Origin of the sequence: Paenibacillus sp. ISL-20 (assembly GCF_018613005.1) — a bacterium.
GTDB lineage: Bacteria > Bacillota > Bacilli > Paenibacillales > Paenibacillaceae > Paenibacillus_AQ.
Window position 1 is genome coordinate 213,525 of sequence record NZ_JAGGRD010000066.1, and the last position, 21,325, is coordinate 234,849.

The window sequence follows — 21,325 nt, forward strand, 5'->3', positions numbered from 1 at the left end:
ATAAAAACTATTGAAATTTGAAATAAAATTTCAATATGATAGAGGTAGAGATGAACGCGTGTGTTCGAATCCATGCCGATCATCTACTTTTAGCGACAGAGATAGGAGGTGGGGGGCGCCGATTCGAATCGTAATCGTATTCGGGTTCAACGAATAGTAAGCGCATTCATAAAAGTAGGGAGTGAATTAGTGAATGAAAACCAGAAGACATGTCTATCGAAGCAGCAGGTCGATCCTGTGCATGACGCTGGCGTTAGCGATGATGTTCAGTACAGCTGTTTCTGCATGGGGCAGCAGTTCCGTTGATGCAGACGCAAACGCCGGAGATCCACGCGCTGTTGTGATTGAAAATTTCGAATCGGTAACAAATATGTCCGCAACCTCCGTAAGGGGAAAGGCTCAGCTGGATGTAGTGGGGAGGCCGGAACCAATCTATTATGGACATCACGCTGCAGCTCTAACGTATGATTTTGTGGGCAGCGAATCCGGTACCTCGGCGGCTTATCTCAACTTCAAAGATCCGGACGGTTCTACCGGCAGAAGCGTCCCCGGTTCACCGATTGCACTCGGTTTATGGGTTTACGGCGATGGCGGGAATCATTGGCTCCGGGCTCAGCTTCAGGACGCTTCCGGCGGCAAGCATGCCGTGGATTTAACGTCTACCTCCGGTTTTAGCTGGAAGGGCTGGAAATACGTCAAATTTAACGTCCCCTCTACCATCAAGGCTCATCTCAAAGTGAATCAAATCTATATCACCGAATTAAAAGATACGAATAAAAACAAAGGTACCGTATACTTCGACAGGCTGTCCGCATTCTATACGGCTTCCCAGGTGTACGGGCTCGATATTGGTGGGCTGACGCCCATGGCCGTAGGAGAGACGGTGAAGCCCCAAGTATATGCAACCTATGAAGGACAAACGGAACCTGCATTATTAACAACCGGCGTGAAACTCACCAGCAGTGACAACAACATCGCTACGGTTACGGGCGCTACATACGACACCATTGAAGCATTGGCGCCGGGAACGGTAATCATAACAGCTGAATACGGAGATGCACCGAAAGCTCAGTATGAGCTTCATATTACGCAGGATGTGCCAGCCCCTGGAGAATTGCTGTTATCCGGGCCGCTTCATATGGAGACCAGTCTTACTGGAAAAATGCGAACCAGTGTGGTTTACTCCGTATACGGAAACCAGACGGACCCTGTATGGCTGACTGAAGGAATTAGCTATGCAAGCGATCAACCAGGCGTTGTATCGGTAGATCAAGCCGGTCAATTGACCGCAATTTCTGCAGGAACGGCAGACATTACCGCTTCGTACCGCGGAATAACCGCACAGCATGCCATTACAGTGACGGACCCGGTTCCTGTTCTGCAGAGCATCGAACTTCAAGGTCTTACAGCGGTTACGGTAGGAGATTCCTTCGAGACGGCGGTGTCCGCAATCTACTCCTGGCTGGAGGAGCCTGTGATCATAACGGAAGGCGTTACGTTTACCAGCAGTCATCCGGATGTGGCCACTGTCGATGATAAAGGAGTGGTATCCGGCTTGAAGATAGGTTCCGCTAGAGTAACAGCCACATTCCAAGGAAAGACCAGTTCCCTCTACATCACGGTGAATAAAGCTTCTGAGCAACCGAAAGCCGAACTTAGAGCGGCCTGGATTGCAACCGTCGACAATATTGACTGGCCAGCCAAAGGAGTCACCGATCCGGATCAGCAGAAACAGCAGTTTATCAGCCTGCTTGATCAGTTGGAGGATGCGGGAATGAATGCGGTCATTATGCAGATCAAGCCGACGGCGGACGCATTCTACCCGTCCAATTACGGGCCATGGTCAGAATGGCTGACGGGAGATCAGGGCAAAGATCCGGGGTACGATCCGCTGGCATTCCTGCTGGAGGAAGTCCATAAGCGAAACATGGAGTTTCATGCCTGGTTTAATCCATACCGCATCAGTCTTCAAGGAGACGTTAACAAACTTGTAGCAGACCACCCGGCCAGGCAGCATCCGGAGTGGGTTGAAGAATATGGCGGCAAGCTGTATTTCAACCCAGGAATACCGGAAGCGCAACAGTTTATTATCGACGGCATCATGGAGGTCGTTCGGAATTACGACATCGACGCCGTGCATTTTGACGATTACTTCTACCCGTATCCCGTAACCGGCGTGGATTTCCCGGATACGGACACCTTTAACCAATACAAAGGCTCCTTTACGAATAAGGGAGACTGGAGAAGAAATAACGTCAATCAATTCATTCAGAACGTGAACGAAGCCATCAAGGCAGAGAAGAGTTACGTGAAATTCGGCATCAGTCCGTTTGGTATCTGGAAAAATAAATCCAGCGATCCAACCGGCTCTGAAACCAATGGTCTTGAGAGTTACAATGCCATCTATGCCGACTCGAAGAAGTGGGTTGAAGAAGAGTGGATCGATTATATCACGCCTCAGATTTATTGGAATATCGGTTATTCCGCTGCCGCTTACGATAAGCTGATCGATTGGTGGAGCGGGATCGTGTCCGGCAAGAACGTTCATCTATACAGCGGACAAGCCGTATATAAAATCGGGTCGAATGCCGATTGGTCCAACCCCGAAGAGATGCCGAACCAGATCCATTACAACCGCAACTTTGAGGAAGTCCGGGGCAGCATGTACTTCAGCTCCAAATGGTTTAAGGATAATGCACTCGGATTTACGGACAGACTAAAGAACGATCTGTATCGATATCCGGCCTTGATCCCCGCGATGCCTTGGATCGATTCGGAAGCGCCGACTGCGCCCAAGAAGCCGAAGGCTGATCATGAGCAGGATGGTGTGAAGCTAAGCTGGAGGTCGACAGATGATGAGACGTATTATGCGGTCTATCGTTTTGATGGCAGAGGCGCCGGCAGTGTTCAAGATCCGTCGCATTTGTTAGGAACCCTCAGGAAAACCGCTGGTACGACGCAGTCCTTTGTTGATCATACCGTAGCGGCGGGACAAACCTACACTTATGTCGTGACGGCTGTCGATCGTTTGCATAACGAGAGTGCCGCAAGCAAACCGGTCACGGTGAAAGTGAAACAAACCGGCAAGCCTGGAAAGCCACCGGGGAAACCGAACAAACCGTGAGTTGACATGAGCGCGATAGGATCTAATCCTTACCGGTTAACGGCTGTTCCACTTCCCTAGCAAGATGTGGCTTTCAGGGAATGGCAAGCCCATTTCAAGCAAAAGGGACATCCCGGCTTATAGCCTTGGGATGTCCCTTTTGCGCTTGTTCCAATGGACATGCTACGTGATACAATAGGTGCATTATGACCTGGAGTGTGGTGTATGTTCAAGAAATTAGGATTGGCGTTGATTTATGCCGCCATAGGTGGTCTTGTTTACTTTTATGGCGATGCCATATTGGTATGGATTCGATCGACAGACAGTATCACGCTGATGATGTTCATGGCCGTCATCATGGCCTTGTTTCCGGTGATCCCTTATCCGGTGGTAGGAGGCGTTATCGGTGCCGCCCTGGGGCCGGTCATCGGCGGAATCGTCACTTGGGTCGGCTCCACCGCCGCTTCCATCCTTATGTTTATGTTCATCCGATACGGTTATCAGGAATGGGGCGACCGGGTGCTTTACCGTTATAACAGGCTGGGAAAAATGACAACAATGTTCGAACGGAACGCCTTTTTGACCATCCTGTTTACCCGGTTGATCCCGTTTATTCCTTCTATTGTCATCAATGTGTACGCGGCTCTCAGCAAGGTAACGTTCGCATCATACAGTATCGCGTCCGCGTTAGGCAAAATCCCAGCCATGCTGCTGTTCTCGATGGTGGGGGATCATCTCATGACAGACCCTTCCCACATCATCATCACCATCGGCGTATATAGCGTATTTCTTGTGATAACCCTGCTGGTTTACCGGTTCTCAGGCTTTGGCCGTTCAGGAAGAACGGAGGCCAAACGGTTATAGCTGCTCAATTGATGAGGTGGGACCACTCCGTTCAGCAGATGCGGAGGTCTCGCCCTTTTTCTTTTGGAACCAAGCCCGAACAGCCTCGATCTCTCGCTGATCCATTCCGCTTAAACTTTCGTTGATCTCGCTGAATATCATCTTCACTTGCAGAGACAGAAGCCCTCTTCTTCGCTGTCGGCGGGTACCGCTAACCTCCATGGCGATAATCTGCGGCCTGCGTATATATCTGGTGGACATTGCAATGAAACGGCTGCGGATCGTTAGCTGTTTGTCCGTTACATTAAGTCCGGAATCCCGGTGCGAAAGGAGTCCCCAAGCTAACGAGAGCGGAAGGAGCAGAAGCGATAACAAACCGAGCCCGTCAAAATACCAAATGCACGCGGCACTAACTACCGCGGCAAAAGCCAGCTTCCACCGCAAGTACATCCATTTTGCGCGGGGCGGCGGCGAAGCGGTAATAGCCTGAGCGCTGAATTGAGGCGTAACCCGATTCAGCAGTGCTGGAATATCTGCGGTCTTCAGTAGAGGATGAAGCATGAAATGCTTGTCGGATTCGGACGTTAGCACATGAACCTTCACTTCAGCGTAACCGAACCAGCGCCGGAATACGCCTTCCTTCACGGTAATGGCCAGCACTCGTTCGGGAGAGAAGAGCAGTCTTTTTCTCTCCAGCAGACCGCAGCTGACCGAGATTTGTTTCCCGATGCGCTCGACGGTAAATCCCGCATATTTGATCGTGTAGAGCACGGCGGAGAGCAGCCAGGATACGATGAGCGCCACAGCGGCAATGCTGATCCAACTGCCAGGCAACAGCTTCCCTGCCGATTGAAACAGCGATTGATATATCCGATCCGGGAGCAGGTCATCGGCAAAAGATAAAATACCGCCCACAAAGGCTAAAGCCAGCGACAGGTTGGGCGAGGAGAGCGCGGCAATGAGCAGGCGTCCGGAGGATAGTTGGAGCAGCGTGCTGCGTTCCTCTTTTGCCGTGATTGGATCGCTTGTATTCTTTCTGCTAAAGGCGCCTGAATCGGAATCCTCCAAAAGACCGCTTCCGTATTCCATGTTCTGATTCGATGGTTGAATGGATTCGTGATTCTCCCGGGTTTCCGATGGTTGAACAGATGGCCTCTCGCTCGGAGCGTGAAAGCTTAAATCGGATGGATCGGAACTTTCATGAGCTTGGTGGGCCTCCCGTTCCGTCTGTCTTGTTCGGGTTTGTTCACGCAGCCAGCGCTGCAGCCGCTCGCCTTCGCTATTGGTGATGGCAGGCAGGATGCCGCCACCTTCCGTTTTACCCGGCGTTTCGATTCGGACCTGGGTAAGTCCCAGTATGCGCTGCAGCAAGGGCTGCTCCATATTCATGGAATGAATGCGGCCCGTATAGATGGACAACTCCTCACGGAACAGAACGCCGCGGCGGATGAGGATTTTGTCTTCTTCTAACGTATAGACGAAGCGTTTCCACTTTAGATACCCGTACAGAAGCAGAAAAGAGACCAGGATGACGATGACGGCGGACAGCCAGTACCAGGGGATGTCACGCAGTGATTTCCCGTTAAGGAATTTGATGGATACCAGAGCGGCGATGGGAATGAGGGATTTTACACTGCCTACGAGCGGGAACAGGATGAACAGGCGGTGAAGTCTTGTCGGTTCATTCATCGTGATCCACCACTTTGGCCAGCTCGCCGATCTGTTTTTTCAGTTCCTCTGCTTCTTCCAGCTTGAGCGCCTGGATGACATGAGTCGTTGCGGCGGTAACGACCTTTATCTTGGCTAAGCCATATTTACGAAGGAGCGGTCCCCGTTCCAGCTCGACATGCTGTACCCGCGTCATCGGGACAAGGGTGTCACTGAGCCAGATCCAGCCGGAGCGAAGCTCCAATTCTTCCTCGCTTACCTTGAAGCCGAATTGTTTGTAGGTGAAAGAGGGCACAGCCCAAGTAAACCAGGCCCCGAGAACCAGAAGTCCGATGGTGATCCAGCCCGGTATCAGGGTCCACCCGAATATAGCAGCCATAATTAGATAGGCTGCTGCAGCGAGTAGAATAACCCCATCCGTAATGAAACCCGTTATGCGTGAGATCGTTACGGAGTCCGGGTGACACCTGCGCATGGCGTCAAGTCGATTGTCCATATGTATGTTCCTCCTAGATGTTACAAATTCGAGCAGTTCTTGCATCTATGTATGTTTACGTTGCTTGGAGAAGGTTCGTTTCACCCCGCCTCTGATTTGCTTGCCGTGCTTATCATTGTAGCATAACAGGTTAACGGTCATCTGAACCTGACCTAACGGTTGCATGAACACACCTCGAATCTGTTAAACTTGAGTTAAGGAATCTGCCGAACACGATAGAGTTTTTTCTGCTTACCTGTATAATGAAATGACTGAGAATTAAGGGGTAGCATGTAATGAAAATAGACCGGCTATTAGCCATAACCGTCCTGCTTCTGAACCGGGGGAGACTGAGCGCCAAGGAGTTGGCCGATCGGTTTGAAGTATCAAGCAAAACCATATATCGCGATATGGATACGCTATGCCAAGCCGGGATCCCGATTGTTGCCCACCAGGGAATATCCGGCGGGTTTGAAATTATGGAGCATTATATGATTGACAAGTACTGGCTGTCCGCTGAGGAGATGAGTGCGCTGGTTACAGCCGTCAAAGGGATGAGCAGCGCACTGGATGATCAGCAGATGGGTATCCTGCTTGAGAAGGTAAAGGCGCTGCTGCATAGGGTAGAACAGGGGCTTGACGATGAATATCGGAGGGAACCTGTGGTCATGGACTTTCAGCCTTGGGGGCAGCGTCAAGGACTGAAACCCGTTGTGAGCTTGCTCAAAAAGGCTATTCAAGAAAAGCGCAGGGTCGTGATGGAGTATATCGATAATCAGGGCAATGCGGAGCGAAGAACCATTGAAGCGGCATCCCTGATTCTGAAGGGAAATATTTGGTATGTACAAGCCTTTTGTCTGGAGCGGGAAGACCATCGAATCTTTCGATTATCGCGCATGCAGCATATCGAGATGCTGCATGAGACTTCGGAGACAAGAATGATACCGAGCATGGAACGATTGGAATGGGATTCCTCTTGGTCGAGCGCGCTGGAGCAGCAGACTATGCTGCTATTCGAAGCAGCCGCGCGTCAGCGGGTGGCGGATATTTTTCCGCCGGAACAAGTGACCGTCAACCCGGACGGCTCATTACGCGTTCAAGTGTTATACAAATTGGATGAGTGGTTTTACGGCATGATTCTAAGCTTTGGTGATCAGGTGCTGGTTGAGCAGCCGGGTGAAGCGGCCGAGGAAGTGAAGCGAAGAGCGCAATTGATTATGCAGCGCTACGATAACCAGGACAGATAGATGTCCACGTTACCTCTTTAGAATAGAGATATATTCACATTTTAAGGAGGATACACATGAGTGATAGCAATCAGAATCAGAGTGAACGATTTATAGAAGTTAGACCCGCCATGTCCATTCAGGGTGTCGGCGTTCGAACGACGAATGAAGCGGAGGCAGGACCGCAAGGCAAGATACCGCAGTTATGGGACCGGTATTTCCAAAGCGGTTTGCAGGCACAGTTATCTGATAAGGATCAAGCCATATATGCGTTGTACACGGATTACGAAAGCGATGCATCCGGGGCGTACACCTTGATTATCGGGAACAGGATAGATGAAGACATGGCTGCTGCAGCCTCTTCGGAGGGACTGAAGCAGGCGTCCGTCCCGGCAGCCAAGTACATGGTATTCCGGACAAGACGTGGCCCTTTGATGGAAATCGTTCCGCAGGTGTGGCATGAAATTTGGAGTTACTTCCAGCAATCAGCCGAAAAAAGGACGTATACCGGCGATTACGAACGCTATGATATGCGGCAGTTTGATCCTGCCTATACTGTGGTGGACGTCTACATCGCCATTGAATAGCCGTTATGAATCGGTAGACGGCTCCATTGCTTGGAGTGGAAACGACGATTCTTCGGTAAAACGACTCAATCCGGGAATACGCGATATTGGCCAATAATGAATGAGAGGGTGATCCTACAGTGGGATCACCCTCTTTATTTCACTATCCCGAGACTGGTTTCTTAATCATCGTTATGAACGTAGTGCCGCCATAATCAAACGATGTTACTTCCGAGAAGCCCAGCTGGGTATACAAGCGAATGGCTCGTTCGTTGAATTTGGCAACGGTCAGCCGAAACGATGTACGATTGTGAATTTCAGCGATGGATGACAGCACAAAAGAGAGGAACTCTTTTCCCCGACCTTGTCCGGTCGATTCCGGTTTCATGCCAAGTCCGAAATCCAGCAGATCCTCGTCATATGCACCTAACGGGATCGCAATCGGAATTTGGGCAGATGAGCCTGTGCAGCAAAAGCCGAAGAGCTGCCCTTCCTCATCGAGTATGGCGTAATACGAACACTCAAGGAGTTCTTTCCGAAACTCCTCATCCGGCTCGCTGTTGTAGAAGTCATAGGGAGGTTCATAGATCCATTGCATAATTTGATCGGCATACGTTTCGGTCATGGCCGTGATACGAAGAGGCATGATTCTCATCCTTTGGGTTTGTTGATATAGGTTTCTTCCATATACTATATTTCGATTTGGAAACGTAAAAAACCTTCTCTTCCGCGTACATGGCCGGGCATACGCCCGGTCCATGCTGAGAAAGAGAAGGCATCCATTCCAAAGGTCCAGCTTATTTGAACCCGGTTAGTGCCGATCCCGATTTCATGAAATACTTCTGTCCGAAGAAATAGATCAGGATCATGGGAATCGCCATGATGGTGGAAGCCGCCATCAGTTTCTCCCACTGCGCCCCGTGATCCTGCTGAAAGCTTTGCAGGCCGACGGTGATGGTCCATTTGACCGAATCGTTCAGATAAATGAGCGGTCCCATGAAATCCACGTAAGACCACACAAAAGAAAATAAAGCGACGGTGGCCAGAGCCGGTTTCAGGATCGGCATGATGATCTGGACATAAACCCGCAGCTCTGAAGCACCGTCGATCTTCGCAGCCTCGGACAACTCGGTCGGTACGCCAAGCAGGAACTGCCGAAGCAAAAAGATGAAGAACGGTGCTCCGAAGAATGCGCCGATGGTCAGCGGCATGATCGTATTCACCCAGCCGAGCTTGGTGAAGATGATGTACTGCGGGATCATCTGCACTTGAGCCGGCAGAATCATGGTCGCCACCACGATGGTAAAGATAATGTTTCGGCCCCTCCAAGGAATGCGGGAAATCGAGTAGGCTACCAGCGGTGCAGAGAATAGCTGACCGATGATATTCACCATACAAATCAGAAACGTGTTCAACATATAGCGTGTAAAAGGAATGGCTTGAAGGGCTTCTTTATAATTCGACCATTGGAACGTTTCAGGCAGGATACTCGGCGGAAACATGAGTATTTCTTCCGGCGTCTTCAACGAGGTCATCACCAGCCATACAAATGGGAACAGGAAGATAACAGCGAATAGAATAAGAACCAAATGCGGTAAGATAACTCGCAACTTGACAGCCATGTTACTCACCTCCGTAATAGACCCAGCGGCCTGACGTTTTTAATAGGATGAACGTAATCAGTAATACGATAATAAACAGAATCCAGGCGAGCGCCGAGGCATAACCCATCTTCAGAAAGACAAAAGCTTCCTGATACAGATTGACCGCATAGAACAGCAGGGACTGTTCCGGACCGCCCAGAGGCCGCTTCCATCCACCTTCCCGCCAGCCAAAATGTAGGATTCCGTAAAGATTTGAAAGGCTCCGATTAACCCCATGATGAGCTGAAAAAGAATGATGGGGGACAGGGCGGGAACCGTGATCTTCCAGAACCGGTACCACCAGTTCGCTCCGTCGACTTGAGCCGCTTCATAATATTGTCTCGGCACGCCCTGGAGGGCTGCGAGAAAGATTAATGCGCCTGCACCCGAGCCCCACAGGCTCATCAGAATAAGAGATGGTTTCGTATAACGGGGATCAAGCAGCCACGCCGGGTCTGTTAAACCTAGGGTGCGAAGTGCCATGTTAACCAAACCGAAGTCGGGATTCAGCATCCATGTCCACAATAGAGCGCTTGCAACGATCGGTATGACGGATGGAAGGTAGAAGAGGGTGCGGTAATAATTGATTCCCTTTACCTTGAAATTGAGCATCACGGCAATCAGCAGAGAGACGGCCAGCGTGATCGGCACAGATATGAACGCCATGAAAAAGGTGTTACCGAGCGATTTGTAGAAGCGGTCATCCGCGAGGATTTGCTCGTAATTCTGAAGTCCCACCCACTTGGGGGGACTGAATAAATCGTATTCGGTCAGACTCAGGTAGAGCGAACCGAAGAACGGGTAGACCGTAAAAGCCAGAAAGCCGATGATCCAAGGAGAGGCGAACGCCAGGCCAAGGTATACATAATGACGTTCCTTCCTGGACCAGCCTGATATGGGCTTTCGTTGATTCGCTGCTGTGGAGACTCTCATCTTCGCGATTCTCCTTCCGCTTCAAGTATTTAGTATGCAGCCCCGCCCAATGCATCGCTGCATTGGACAGAGCCTGCTTAGCTCATCATTTCACCAGTGGCTGAATCTTTGCCTTTACCTTGTCCAAGCCTTCCTCCATGCTGACGGTACCTCGGAGGATAGCATCATATTGCGCGCTGAACTCCGTCATGTATTCGTTCGTGTAGGAGGAAGCCGGGAAGGACCTCAGGTTTTCGCTTCCCGAATAGTCGAGGAATTCCTTGAATCCGGGCACATCCTCATACTGTGGATTGGTGAAGGCAGAGTTTCTTGTTGGGAGATTCCCGAGAGCAGCCGTAAATTCGGCCATTTGCTCCGGCTCGGTCATCCATTTAATGAATTTCCAGGAAGCGTCCGGGTTTTTGACGCCCTTTGGAATATAGAATACACTGGTAGTCACATTTCCGGAGTTTTGAAGTTTCGGGTTGTTCTCATCATAAGGAATCGGGGCAATGCCATAATTCAGATCAGGCGAGTATTGTTTGATGAAGGTGGGCAGCCACTCTCCATCGATCGTCATCGCATACTTGCCCGAGAAGAACGGATTCTGTGCCGACATGTATTGGCCAAGCCCGGAAGAGAATCGATCCAGATTATCGGAACCGTATTGATCCCAGATCTCCTTCGAGAGCTTAATCGCTGATTGGATCCCGGGATGGTCCGGCGTCACCTGCTGCGCCGCTTCATCATAAAACGATCCGTTAAAGGCATAGCTGAACGTATACGCATCCATTCCGGGCCACAATCCGAGTCGCTGGAGGCGCCCGCCATCCTCAACGATGCTCAGCTTTTTGATATATTCTTTAAGCTCGCTTATCGTTTCCGGTGGACCGTCATAACCGGCTTCCTGCAAAATATCCTTGTTGTAGAACAGCATGGATACATGCATGGCCGTCGGGATCGCATATGTCCTGCCTTCATGCTGGGAAGTGCTTAGGGCAGCCGGCACGAAGTCTTTAAGATCCAAGCCGTCCTTCGTTATATAATCATCGAGCGGCATCATGGCGCCGCGCAGCCCCCATGGCACGACATTTTGTCCGAATTGGGATGCGATATCCGGAGGATTGCCCCCGGTAATCGCGGTAAGCTGTTTCTGATAGTCGCTTTGGGATAGACCCTTTACTTGAATGTCGGGATTGGCCGAGTTCCACTTGGCAATCAATCGTTCCAGCGCTTCCGCTTCCGGACCGGTCCAGCCGTACCAGAAGTCAAGCGTTACGGCATCCTGGGCAGGCGGATTATCGGATGGCTTGTCACCAGCATCACTGCCCGATTGCGGCGGATTACCGCCAGAGCATCCTGTTGCGATAGAGAATAATAGAATAAGACTCCATATCAAATGTTTCTTCTTCATTCCTCTTCCTCCCCTTGAGCAATCGTGTACAATCGTGTAATCGTAATCGAAGTTCTATCAATTCCCTCCCCAAAACAGTTGACTAAACAACCGGCCCTGATCCAGTTATTTGTAAGAATTATGGATATCGTAGCATGTAAAAAAATCATTTCATTTCACTATCGTGTTCAAAAATAGGATTATCGTATGGCATTGAACGTTCTATTTGATCGCTTGTTTACGAAAGTCGGTGGGGGAGATGCCCGTGTATTTTTTGAAGATTCTGCAAAAATAGGAGAGTTCATTAAAACCGGTGGAGTAGCATACATCCGTAACGGTTAACTCCGGCTGCTTCAGCATCATCATGGCCTGCAGGATCCTCAGGTCGGTGAGATACCGGTTGAATGTTTTGCCTGTCCATTCTTTGAAGAGGATGCAGAACGTGGACCTTGATAAATTTGATAGGGTGCATAGATCATTCAGATTCATATCTTCCTGGTAGTGGTTATGGATATGATCAACGACTCTTGTCATGATTCCCCGGTATTTCTCTGATTTCTCGAATCCTTCTCTAAGCAGTTCACCGTTGACCTGCCGTACCAGAATCGAGAGGAGGACAAGCAGCTTCGCTTTGAGCGAGATTTGAAAAAAAGGGGTTCGTCTCTCGTATTCAATCAGCATGTCCTTTAAGACATTTTGAACCGTTACGTCGGTAACGCTGTCCAGCGTTATTTTGGACTGGGCGTTCATTTCATGGCGCAGAAAGTATTCCAGAAACCCCACATCGAAAAAAGTATGATCTGTTGGCATTTCCTGAAATCTCTCGTTCACGAAGACTGGCATAAATTCGCATCCGTAAATCTCGATGTCCTCATCGGGTGAAATGCTGACGCTGTGCAGGGTAAACGGAGGTGTAACAAAAATATCGCCCTTGGAGATCTCGTACGCCTGTTGATTAACGGTGTGTTGGAATGCTCCTTTCGCCACATACCAAATCTGGAAATAATCATGACAATGCGTCCATAAGCTCTGTTGATAGGTCAATTTATACATTTTGCACGGAAGACCTTCCAACATTTCCATCTTTGAGTTAAAATAAACGACACCTGATCCCGTTAGTTCTTCAATATCAACCTGATTCCAATAAATACTCAATGTTTTACCCTCCCCTATTGATTTTCTTTGATTTAAGAAAACGCTTTCAGTTTATGAGTCAGCCATTTTCTTAAAGATGATTATCCCTGAAAAACGAATCGTGTACAGCATTCCTCTTCCTGCCCTTTGAAATATGTTTCGCATTCGCAAACATCCTATTTCTAGGGGAACGTGGGGTTGTTATGAAAATTGTATATTTGGATGGTTTGAGAGGTTTAGCTGCCTTGATTGTGGTTGTATCTCATTTTTTCCAGGTGTTTGCACCGGCGGTTTTTGAGGGGAGGAAGGAGATCGAGCATTTCGCTTTCGAGGGGATTGCCGCGCGAACACCGTTCAATCTGCTGTTTAACGGCAACTTTTCCGTCTGTCTATTTTTTGTGTTGAGCGGATATGTGCTCAGCTATCGTTTTTTTCAAACCGGGGACAGGCTCATCATTTATTCGTCTGCCATTCGCCGCTATTTTCGTTTGGCCGCACCCGCCTTGGTATCCGTCATCCTTGCTTATCTGATCATCGTGTTGGATCTCGGAGCTTACGACAATATACGCGGAATGACATTATCATCGATGCCGGATCCGTTCACCGCTGACGCCAATCTGCTGGCCATGCTGAAGGAAAGCTTGTTTCATACTTTTTTCACGTATGGATCGCAGTATAATCCTGTGCTCTGGACTATGACTTATGAGCTGTTCGGGTCTTTTCTGATTTTTGGGTTTCTTGTCCTGTGTGGGAGACGGGTGATCCGTTATGTTGCATATGTTCTCCTGATCTACGTCTTCCACGATTCTTACTACCTGGGATTTGTGCTGGGGATGCTGCTCGCAGACTTGAAGCATAGCGGTCGGGATTGGGTGTCTTACTTCAATGCACCATGGACGAGCTTCATATGGATCACGGTTGGCATTTATATTGGCTCTTATCCATACTTGGATCCGGAGGGAACAATCTATTCTATTCTCGTGTGGGAATCGGATAGGTTCGAATTTTTTACATTTTATCATGTGATCGGATCGTTTCTGATTCTGATAGCTCTGCTGAATTCGAGATGGCTGCAAGCATTGTTTCATCATAAGTTTTTTGCCTATCTGGGAAAGATATCGTTCTCGCTTTATCTAGTGCACTTCACGATCATCTGTACACTGGGATGCCATCTATTTCTTCTGTTCAGCACATTTCTCTCCTATGGCTGGAATGTAAGCATGACGAGTCTAATCACGGTTCCGGTGATCTTTGGCGCTGCCCATGTATTCTACCGGCTGGTGGACGTTAACGTCTTATCTTTGCTGTCGCGCTGGAGCAAGAAATGGCTTACCAGCCGGAAGAGGAGGGTGTTCAATGCTCATGTCCCTCATGAGCAATCGGTAAAGGGAGACTAAAGACTAAGGATATCAAATAAGCCCATTTATGCATGAGAAAAAACCTTCTGGTCCGCAGCCGATAGAGTTTGGGCATTTACCTGATCCCAGGCTCGGCAGGTGCGGTGACCGAAGGTTTTTTTGCTATTCCTCCTTACATGAAATGAATATGTCTTACATACCCTGCTTCGATTTTTTACAGTTCAAGGGATAGTAGCGCCCGTATGCTTTTCCATAGGACACGATTCTTTCAATGGTGTCCTTCTCTTTAAGTTTGGTGAATGGGCATGGATCAGGGAGCGTGTTCACTTCCAGTATCCAGAGCGTAAGGTCGCGATCTACTGCGAGGTCGAGTCCCAATTCATTCAATGCAGGATAAGTATGGCTCATGTGAGCAGCCACTGCCAAGGCAATACGGTCGATCTCTTGAAGGAGTTCGTCTGTCTTCGCCTCATCCGCACTTGCGCGAATAAGTCGGTCTGCGGCATAAATCGTACCGCCTTGGCTGCCGTTGGTAACCGCTTTTCTCGGATGGGCGACACGTCCAACCGTTCCGGTAGCCTCCCATTCCCCCTTCGGGTTTCTTTGAATCATGACACGAAGGTCGAAAGGGCGATGATCATATGTCAGCAAATGTATTCCTCTCTGGATCAGATAGCGCTTGCTGTCTATTTGTTTACTCAATGATCGGCACAGTTCTCGATAAGAACGACAAGTCAATGTTCTTATGCCGTTTTGATACTGATATGCCGACCCCTTCTTCTCCACGCGCATGACCCCTTTACCTTGTGAACCAGCATCGGGTTTCACATATACCATGCCGTAGCGCTCCAGCATGTCAAACAGATGTCTCCGTGAAAACAGCTGAGTGGGTGGAACGAGCTTCGCCAACTCTTGTTGGCTTTGCAGAAGTTTTGTTTTGGTCCACTTGCTCTTCACCGTGAATCGGGAGGTTTTCATAAGATGTGCCTCATTTCAGGAAGATATGGTGTTATTGTACGAAGCTGGCGGTCAAAGTGTAACCGTGCAGCTTTTTTTCTATAGGGGGAATCGAACGAAATGAAGGAAGCGACATAGACTATAGCCAGGGGTAGTGGACTCCAATCTGTCGAAGGGGGAAGCGAAGTGCGGGATTTCAACATTCTGCAGCAAGCCTTGGTCCGCTCGCGTCGTTATATGCCATGGTATGAGGGCTGGGTACGGGGGAGCATCGGAAGAGCGCTCGATGAGATGGCTCAGGAGCCGAGGTTAGAACTGGAGCAACTACCGCTGATGACGCACACCGTGCTGGAGGAGCAATACTATACGGACGACAATCCGTTGGCAGCTCGAAGCGATGTTCATTATTATCGTACTTCCGGCACGAGTTCGGGTCGGCGGAAAGCGATCTATTACTCTGAAGCCGATGAGGAGGATTATATTCGGTTTAAGCTCCAGGTGTACCGGCAGATTCTTGGATCCGGCCAATATCGATCGGCTATTGCGGATATGGGTACCGGGCACGCGGAGGCAACGTCGATCGAGGTGTTCCGCCGCTTAGGTATGAACGCCGAATCGATCCCCTTTCAGGCGCCGATTGAGCAGCATCTTGAGCGGCTCGCACTGTGCAAGCCGGAGGTGCTATATACGATGCCGTCGATACTGGATCGCATCCTGAACGCTTCGATTGACGCGACCGCATATGGCATCCGGCACGTCATATTGGTCGGCGAAATGGCTTCCCCCGCCTGGATTCAGCTTACCGCCAAACGGCTCGGAATCGGTGCAGACCATGTTACGGATACGTACGGTTCCATCGAGATTGGCACGATTGCTTATTACTCCCATGAACACGGGCGATATCTTCTGACGGACGGACTGCTTGCCGAGGGAGTACGCCCGGAGCAACTGGACGCTGATCTCGAACCGCTTGCCAATCCGGAGGAATCCGTGCTCGTCCTGACATCGGGTTATCGGGAAGCGTTTCCCGCCATTCGCTATGTCACCTACGACGTAGTGCGCGATTTGCGCCCAATGATGGTGGATGGAAGACTCCGTCAAAGCTTTAGCAGCATCGTTAAGCGAATCGGACCTGATCTGAAGCATGGAGAGAAGATCAGCATCTATGACATTGAAAACGTCGTCTTGCGCCATTTGCATGCGGGCAGCGTTCAGGTGAAGGTGGCTCATAACGCCTTGATCGTTTATATTTTCCATTCCACGGCAGAGCAAGCGATATTACAGAGGATCAAGCATGATATCGAGCAGCAGATTCCCGAGATTGGAACGATGATACAGTCCGGGATCCTTGGCGAAATCCAGGTGATTCGCGGAGATGGTGAGCCCGGAGCAGGTAAAACATCGGTTAAACATAAAAAAATATGGTACGAGTAAATAAGGAGAATGACCTTGGAACTTCAAGACGGGATTGCAGGCGTGATCGGTGTCACCCCATTAATCCGCCTTAGTCGATTGTTTAACAACCGTTCGTTTGATGTATACGGAAAACTGGAGTGGATGAATCCCGGAGGAAGCACCAAGGATCGACCGGCGCTTCATATGCTTCGGGAGGCCATGCGCCGCGGCGAGATCACGCCGAGCACGGTCGTCATTGAATCCAGCTCAGGCAATCTGGGCATCAGCCTGGCACAACTCTGCAACTACTTGGGGCTGCGTTTCATCTGTGTCATTGACCCGCGCACAACGGATCAGCATCGCCGCATCATTCGCAGCTTTGGGGGGGAGCTTGAACTGGTCACGGAGCCCGACAAGGAAACCGGTGAATTTCTGCCTGCAAGAATAAGAAGGGTTAATGAACTGGTTCACCGTTTGCCTAATGCTTACTGGACCAATCAATACGGTAACCCGGACAACTATTTAGCCCATAAAGAAACCACCATGCAGGAAATTGCTGAGCGGTTGGGCGAGATTGATTATTTGTTTTGCGGGGCTAGCTCATGCGGCACGATCCGGGGATGCAGAGAGTATATTGCGGATCGGCAGTGGTCTACCCAAGTTGTGGCTGTGGATGCAAAGGGAAGCGTTATTTTTGGAGGAGAGAAAGGTCCGCGGAAATTGCCTGGACTGGGTGCCGGCATAACGCCGTCTTTATACCACGAGGATATAGCGGACCGCGTAGAGTATGTGTCGGACCTAGATTGCATACGGGGCTGCCGGGATCTGGTTCGGTACGAGTCGATTCTCGCCGGCGCTTCATCTGGCGGGGTCATCTCAGCAGTCCAGCGGATGTCGGGCAACATCCCTGAAGGAGCGGTATGTGCGGTGATTTTACCTGATCGCGGTGAAAGGTATCTGGACACGGTGTATAACGATATATGGGTACAGCAGGAGTTTGGTGTGGCCCCGGTTACTTTCTCGTTTGGAGGATAGATCATGATTTATTTACATGACGGACACATACGTGAAATCGGGATGGATTGGTCAACGCTGATTCAAAGGATAGATGAAATTATCAGGATCAAAGAGAACGGGGACTGCGTTCATCCGCTAAAGCCGTATTTACGCTTTCGCGCCCCCGAGAACCGAATCATTGCCATGCCAGCTTTTGTCGGAGGAAATATAAATATGTCCGGCATCAAGTGGATCGCAAGCTTCCCGGGCAATAGCCTGCATGGCCTGCCGAGAGCGCATAACACGATAATCCTTAATCATCCGTTGACCGGTGAGCCTGTGGCTGTCATATATAGTGGATTGCTGAACGGTTTGAGGACAGCCGCGGTAAGCGGGTTAATGCTGAAAGCCTTCATTGAAGCCAGGCGGCTCGAGAGCGTACGGATTGGTATCATTGGCTGGGGGCCAGTCGGGCAGATGCACCTCGCGATGTGCAGGGCGCTGCTGGGGGATCGCTTGGAACGTGTGCATCTATACGATCTCAAAGGCATCGATCCGGCAACCGTTCCTGAGGAGGTTCGGAACATCACAGATATTGCGGATACTTGGCAGCCTGTCTACCGAAACGCCGATGTTCTTGCCACATGCACCGTCTCGGAAGAGCGATATATCAATGAGAAGCCATCGAAGGGGATGCTGCTTCTCAATGTGTCGCTGCGGGATTATACAACAGACAGCGTAGCCGGGGTCAAGGCCATTGTTGTCGATGAATGGATGGAGGTTTGCCGTGAGAACACGGATGTGGAACAACTGCATCTGATGACGGGATTGCAGGAATCCGACGTCCTGACGCTTTCAGATATTCTATGTCGTGACGGCCTGGCGGCTTACGACGATCATGAAACGGTATTCTTCAACCCTATGGGGTTAGCGGTATTCGATATTGGCATAGCCAGTTACTATTATCGCGAAGCAAAGCGGCTTGGGAAAGGCATCGGGTTGGATAAAGGATAGCGATCCATATTAGAAATACAGGGCCCTTCGACCCGCTGTACAGCGGAACGAAGGGCCCTGTTGTTAAGATAGGCCTTTAACCGCTCGCATGGGTCTGCACCACATGCTGCCGGCGGTAAGCGCCCGGCGTCATGCCCGTGGCCTTCTTGAACGTCCGGTTGAAGGAGGTAATATTGAGATAGCCGACACGCTGGCTGATCTCATTAACGGTCAAGTCTGTGCACGCCAGCAGTTCCTTCGCTTTGTTCATGCGGATGCCAAGCAGATGATCACTGAAGTTAAGACCGGTTTTCTCCTTGATATAGACGGAGAGGTAGGCGCTCGACAGGTTCAGCTTGGCTGACAGATAGTCGAGAGACAGATCATCGGCATACTGGTTATGGATAATGTTCATGAACATGGCGATGAGCGGCTCTTCCCCGGTATCCTTTTTCTTGCGAATGAGGGCGCAGGAGGCTTCGACGAGCTGACGGAATACCCCCTGGTAATCAGATAAACAATGGCATTCTGCCAGCCTTGCGCTCCACTGTTTTAAGGATTGGACAGAAGTTTTGTCAATCTGGGCCATCTCCATATAACTTAGAATCTTGGAAGCGACCGAATCGGCGAAGAAACGAAATTGCGCGATGCCCGCCTCCTTACGCTGCATAGCTTCGAGCGCCTGATCGATGATTTGCAAGGAGCGGCCGTCGCTGCCGGATTGCAGCGCGTCAAGCAGTCCTTTTTCCTGTGACGGGCTCAGGTTGACAGTGGTTGGAAGCACCCGCTGCTTGGTCACCATCTGTGATTCCTCCAAGAGTTGTGCCTGCGCGGTCAGTCCTTTGACTTGATGGTAGGCTTGATTGAATTCGGACGAATGGCTCACCTGGGAACTGACGGCGATGGTGACCAGGAACAATTCCTTTTCCTCGTTCAACATGTCCTTGATTTCCAGCAGAAGTTCCTCCAGGCGGGCGGCTTCCTCCCGTTTAAAGATAGATACAATCTCGTTCTTTTCGATCTGGAACGTATGGGATCCCGGATAGCGCTCAGCCGTGATCAGATGAATATGCTCCAGTATATGGCGGACAGCCTGATCGGTCTGGAGGGGAAGCTCATAGACCGGATTCATCCGGAAACGGATGTGATACAGAACCACGATGAAACTTCCGTCATCCGACAGGAAATCCTCCCACTCGCTAATATCGGTATTGATGCTCTTCAGCTGACTGATATAAGAGTAACTGGTTAGAACCGATTTATGCTTGTTCATGCGTTCCCGTATTTCTTCCTTTTCCTTGAACAGCTCCTGGATACGGTTCTGGATCAGATCGTATTCCGTGATGCTTCCGGGTTCCGGCATGGATGAACTGTTGGCTCTGTTCAGAACGGTGGTTAGAATCTGCTTCACCGGCTTGTGCAATCTGCGGCTGAGGAAATAGGAAGCGGCGAGAGCCACGCCAAGCGACAGGCAGAAGATGAGCAGCAAACCGCCGGTTAACCGGCTCAGTTGGGAAGAGACATGGCTGTATGGTACGGCCGAAACATAAGTCAGTCCGTCGGATCCGGCTTCGGCAAAATAGTAGGTTCCATCCTTCAGCACCGCTTTCTGTCCAGCTTCAAACGGCGGAAGCTGATCCTGGTCCATGGAGCCTAGAGTGTACAGCACTTGGCCATCAGCATTCAGAATGGCGAGTGCACGATCGTCCGACTCGCCGAAGAAGGACTGGGCGGCCTTGTCGATATCGATGAGGGCAATGACCTCATAAGGACTATCCGGCTGTTTGTAGACAAAGGGCATCAGTTTTTTCTCGGACAAATCGTTGTTGATTCGATAGGTTGACACAGGGAGGAGGTTGAAGGATTCCTGATGGCCCTCGTAGCTGCTCCAGAACGAATAAGGATACATTGGGCTTGTATAGGAACGATTGAACATATAGGAAGCATCGCCGCTTCCGGATTTACTCAGTACAAAATCAAACTCTCGAAGATAAATCAGGGTGTCCTCCAGAAAGAATAGCGGATTATAGATATCGCTCCGCATCTGCATCATCACTTCACGGGCTTTCAAATAATTCACTTCGTTTCCGGCCTGGCGGCGAAGCTGATTATTGAAGCCGATTAAATCGGGCTGATTGTAGATATCGAACATCAGCACCTGAAGCCTGCTGAATTGATTGGTGAACCGTTCTGCCGTATCGTGAACCGCCTGCTGGCTGGTGTCGATGATTTCTTTTTGCAGGCTGCTCTTAAAAAGCTGGAAGATGACCATATAGAACAATCCGAATAACACGATGATGGCTATAAAGCTCAGAAAAATCTTAAAGAATACACTGCGGCTTTTATGTCTGATCCAATTCACAGTCTTCCCCCCTTTGTATTTTTCTGACGTCCAAGGTTTCACAACATTATATAGGACAAGTGTTAAGGATTGTGCCCGATTCGTGTTAATCGTTCGTAAAAAATGGATAGTCAATATTTTAGATTTTACGCAATGCTTTAGGAAAATGGCGCTTCTGCCCATCCATCCAATGAAAGGCGAGACATCATTAAAATGGTCAATACCCCTTATGCGTTCGGGTCGTTTATGATGCAGACGTGGACCTTGGGACACACGAAGACGCATAGACGAAAGAGAGGGGATTGCCGATTTTGCAACGTCA

General features: G+C 49.9%; 16 protein-coding genes and 1 pseudogene. 8 read left to right on the forward strand and 9 right to left on the reverse strand.

From position 1 onward, the window contains the following. Positions 1–193: 193 nt before the first annotated feature. Both J7E85_RS31010 and J7E85_RS31015 read left to right on the forward strand, forming a co-directional pair. Positions 194–3,124: a family 10 glycosylhydrolase gene (locus J7E85_RS31010; RefSeq protein WP_215163855.1), complete on the forward strand. Its 2,931-nt coding sequence runs from the start codon at positions 194–196 to the stop codon at positions 3,122–3,124. A 204-nt stretch (positions 3,125–3,328) separates the two neighbouring features. Then, on the forward strand, positions 3,329–3,967 hold the full coding sequence (locus J7E85_RS31015; RefSeq protein WP_215163856.1) for a TVP38/TMEM64 family protein: 639 nt from the start codon (positions 3,329–3,331) through the stop codon (positions 3,965–3,967). Here J7E85_RS31015 and J7E85_RS31020 read toward each other — a convergent pair. Continuing rightward, positions 3,962–5,635, reverse strand: a complete 1,674-nt coding sequence (locus J7E85_RS31020; RefSeq protein WP_215163857.1) for a PH domain-containing protein — start codon at positions 5,633–5,635, stop codon at positions 3,962–3,964. The genes J7E85_RS31015 and J7E85_RS31020 overlap by 6 nt on opposite strands. After that, the gene (locus J7E85_RS31025) at positions 5,628–6,110 is read right to left on the reverse strand and encodes a PH domain-containing protein (RefSeq protein ID WP_215163858.1); all 483 of its coding nucleotides are present in this window, start codon (positions 6,108–6,110) and stop codon (positions 5,628–5,630) included. The genes J7E85_RS31020 and J7E85_RS31025 overlap by 8 nt, the downstream gene beginning before the upstream one ends. 275 nt (positions 6,111–6,385) lie before the next feature. On the opposite strand from J7E85_RS31025, the gene J7E85_RS31030 reads away from it, so the two are divergent. Continuing rightward, positions 6,386–7,336, forward strand: a complete 951-nt coding sequence (locus J7E85_RS31030) for a helix-turn-helix transcriptional regulator (protein WP_215163859.1) — start codon at positions 6,386–6,388, stop codon at positions 7,334–7,336. Between the two features lie 56 nt (positions 7,337–7,392). Continuing rightward, entirely contained in the window at positions 7,393–7,902 is a 510-nt protein-coding gene (locus J7E85_RS31035) for a GyrI-like domain-containing protein (RefSeq protein WP_215163860.1), read from the forward strand. Positions 7,903–8,044: 142 nt separating this feature from the next. On the opposite strand, the gene cpaA is transcribed toward J7E85_RS31035, so the two are convergent. The 5 genes and pseudogenes from cpaA to J7E85_RS31060 all read right to left on the reverse strand — a co-directional run bounded on the left by cpaA (position 8,045) and on the right by J7E85_RS31060 (position 12,984). Then, complete coding sequence (cpaA, locus tag J7E85_RS31040) at positions 8,045–8,527, reverse strand: capreomycin N-acetyltransferase CpaA (RefSeq protein ID WP_215163861.1); 483 nt, start codon at positions 8,525–8,527, stop codon at positions 8,045–8,047. Between the two features lie 151 nt (positions 8,528–8,678). Next, positions 8,679–9,503 carry a carbohydrate ABC transporter permease gene (locus J7E85_RS31045; RefSeq protein ID WP_215163862.1) on the reverse strand — a complete coding sequence of 275 codons (825 nt, stop codon included), beginning with the start codon at positions 9,501–9,503 and terminating at the stop codon, positions 8,679–8,681. 1 nt (position 9,504) lies between these two features. Then, positions 9,505–10,457, reverse strand: a pseudogene (locus J7E85_RS31050) (carbohydrate ABC transporter permease). Positions 10,458–10,542: 85 nt separating this feature from the next. Further along, a complete protein-coding gene (locus J7E85_RS31055; RefSeq protein WP_215163863.1) occupies positions 10,543–11,850 on the reverse strand; it encodes an ABC transporter substrate-binding protein in 1,308 nt (435 codons plus the stop codon). A gap of 201 nt (positions 11,851–12,051) precedes the next feature. After that, the gene (locus J7E85_RS31060; protein WP_215163864.1) at positions 12,052–12,984 is read right to left on the reverse strand and encodes an AraC family transcriptional regulator; all 933 of its coding nucleotides are present in this window, start codon (positions 12,982–12,984) and stop codon (positions 12,052–12,054) included. A gap of 182 nt (positions 12,985–13,166) precedes the next feature. On the opposite strand from J7E85_RS31060, the gene J7E85_RS31065 reads away from it, so the two are divergent. Further along, positions 13,167–14,360, forward strand: coding sequence for an acyltransferase family protein (locus tag J7E85_RS31065; protein WP_215163865.1), 1,194 nt, complete (start codon positions 13,167–13,169; stop codon positions 14,358–14,360). 153 nt (positions 14,361–14,513) lie between these two features. Here the strand turns inward: J7E85_RS31065 and J7E85_RS31070 are convergent, their stop codons facing one another. After that, complete coding sequence (locus J7E85_RS31070) at positions 14,514–15,299, reverse strand: YheC/YheD family protein (protein WP_215163866.1); 786 nt, start codon at positions 15,297–15,299, stop codon at positions 14,514–14,516. 165 nt (positions 15,300–15,464) lie between these two features. Here J7E85_RS31070 and J7E85_RS31075 point away from each other — a divergent pair, with 165 nt between their 5' ends. From J7E85_RS31075 to J7E85_RS31085, 3 genes are read left to right on the forward strand one after another with little or no spacing between them, the layout of a single operon-like run. Then, the gene (locus tag J7E85_RS31075) at positions 15,465–16,712 is read left to right on the forward strand and encodes a phenylacetate--CoA ligase family protein (protein ID WP_353049590.1); all 1,248 of its coding nucleotides are present in this window, start codon (positions 15,465–15,467) and stop codon (positions 16,710–16,712) included. A gap of 9 nt (positions 16,713–16,721) precedes the next feature. Continuing rightward, positions 16,722–17,708 carry a 2,3-diaminopropionate biosynthesis protein SbnA gene (sbnA, locus tag J7E85_RS31080; protein ID WP_215163867.1) on the forward strand — a complete coding sequence of 329 codons (987 nt, stop codon included), beginning with the start codon at positions 16,722–16,724 and terminating at the stop codon, positions 17,706–17,708. A 3-nt stretch (positions 17,709–17,711) separates the two neighbouring features. Next, positions 17,712–18,683 carry a 2,3-diaminopropionate biosynthesis protein SbnB gene (locus J7E85_RS31085; protein ID WP_215163868.1) on the forward strand — a complete coding sequence of 324 codons (972 nt, stop codon included), beginning with the start codon at positions 17,712–17,714 and terminating at the stop codon, positions 18,681–18,683. A gap of 76 nt (positions 18,684–18,759) precedes the next feature. On the opposite strand, the gene J7E85_RS31090 is transcribed toward J7E85_RS31085, so the two are convergent. Further along, a complete protein-coding gene (locus tag J7E85_RS31090; RefSeq protein WP_215163869.1) occupies positions 18,760–21,024 on the reverse strand; it encodes a helix-turn-helix domain-containing protein in 2,265 nt (754 codons plus the stop codon). Between the last annotated feature and the right edge of the window lie 301 nt (positions 21,025–21,325).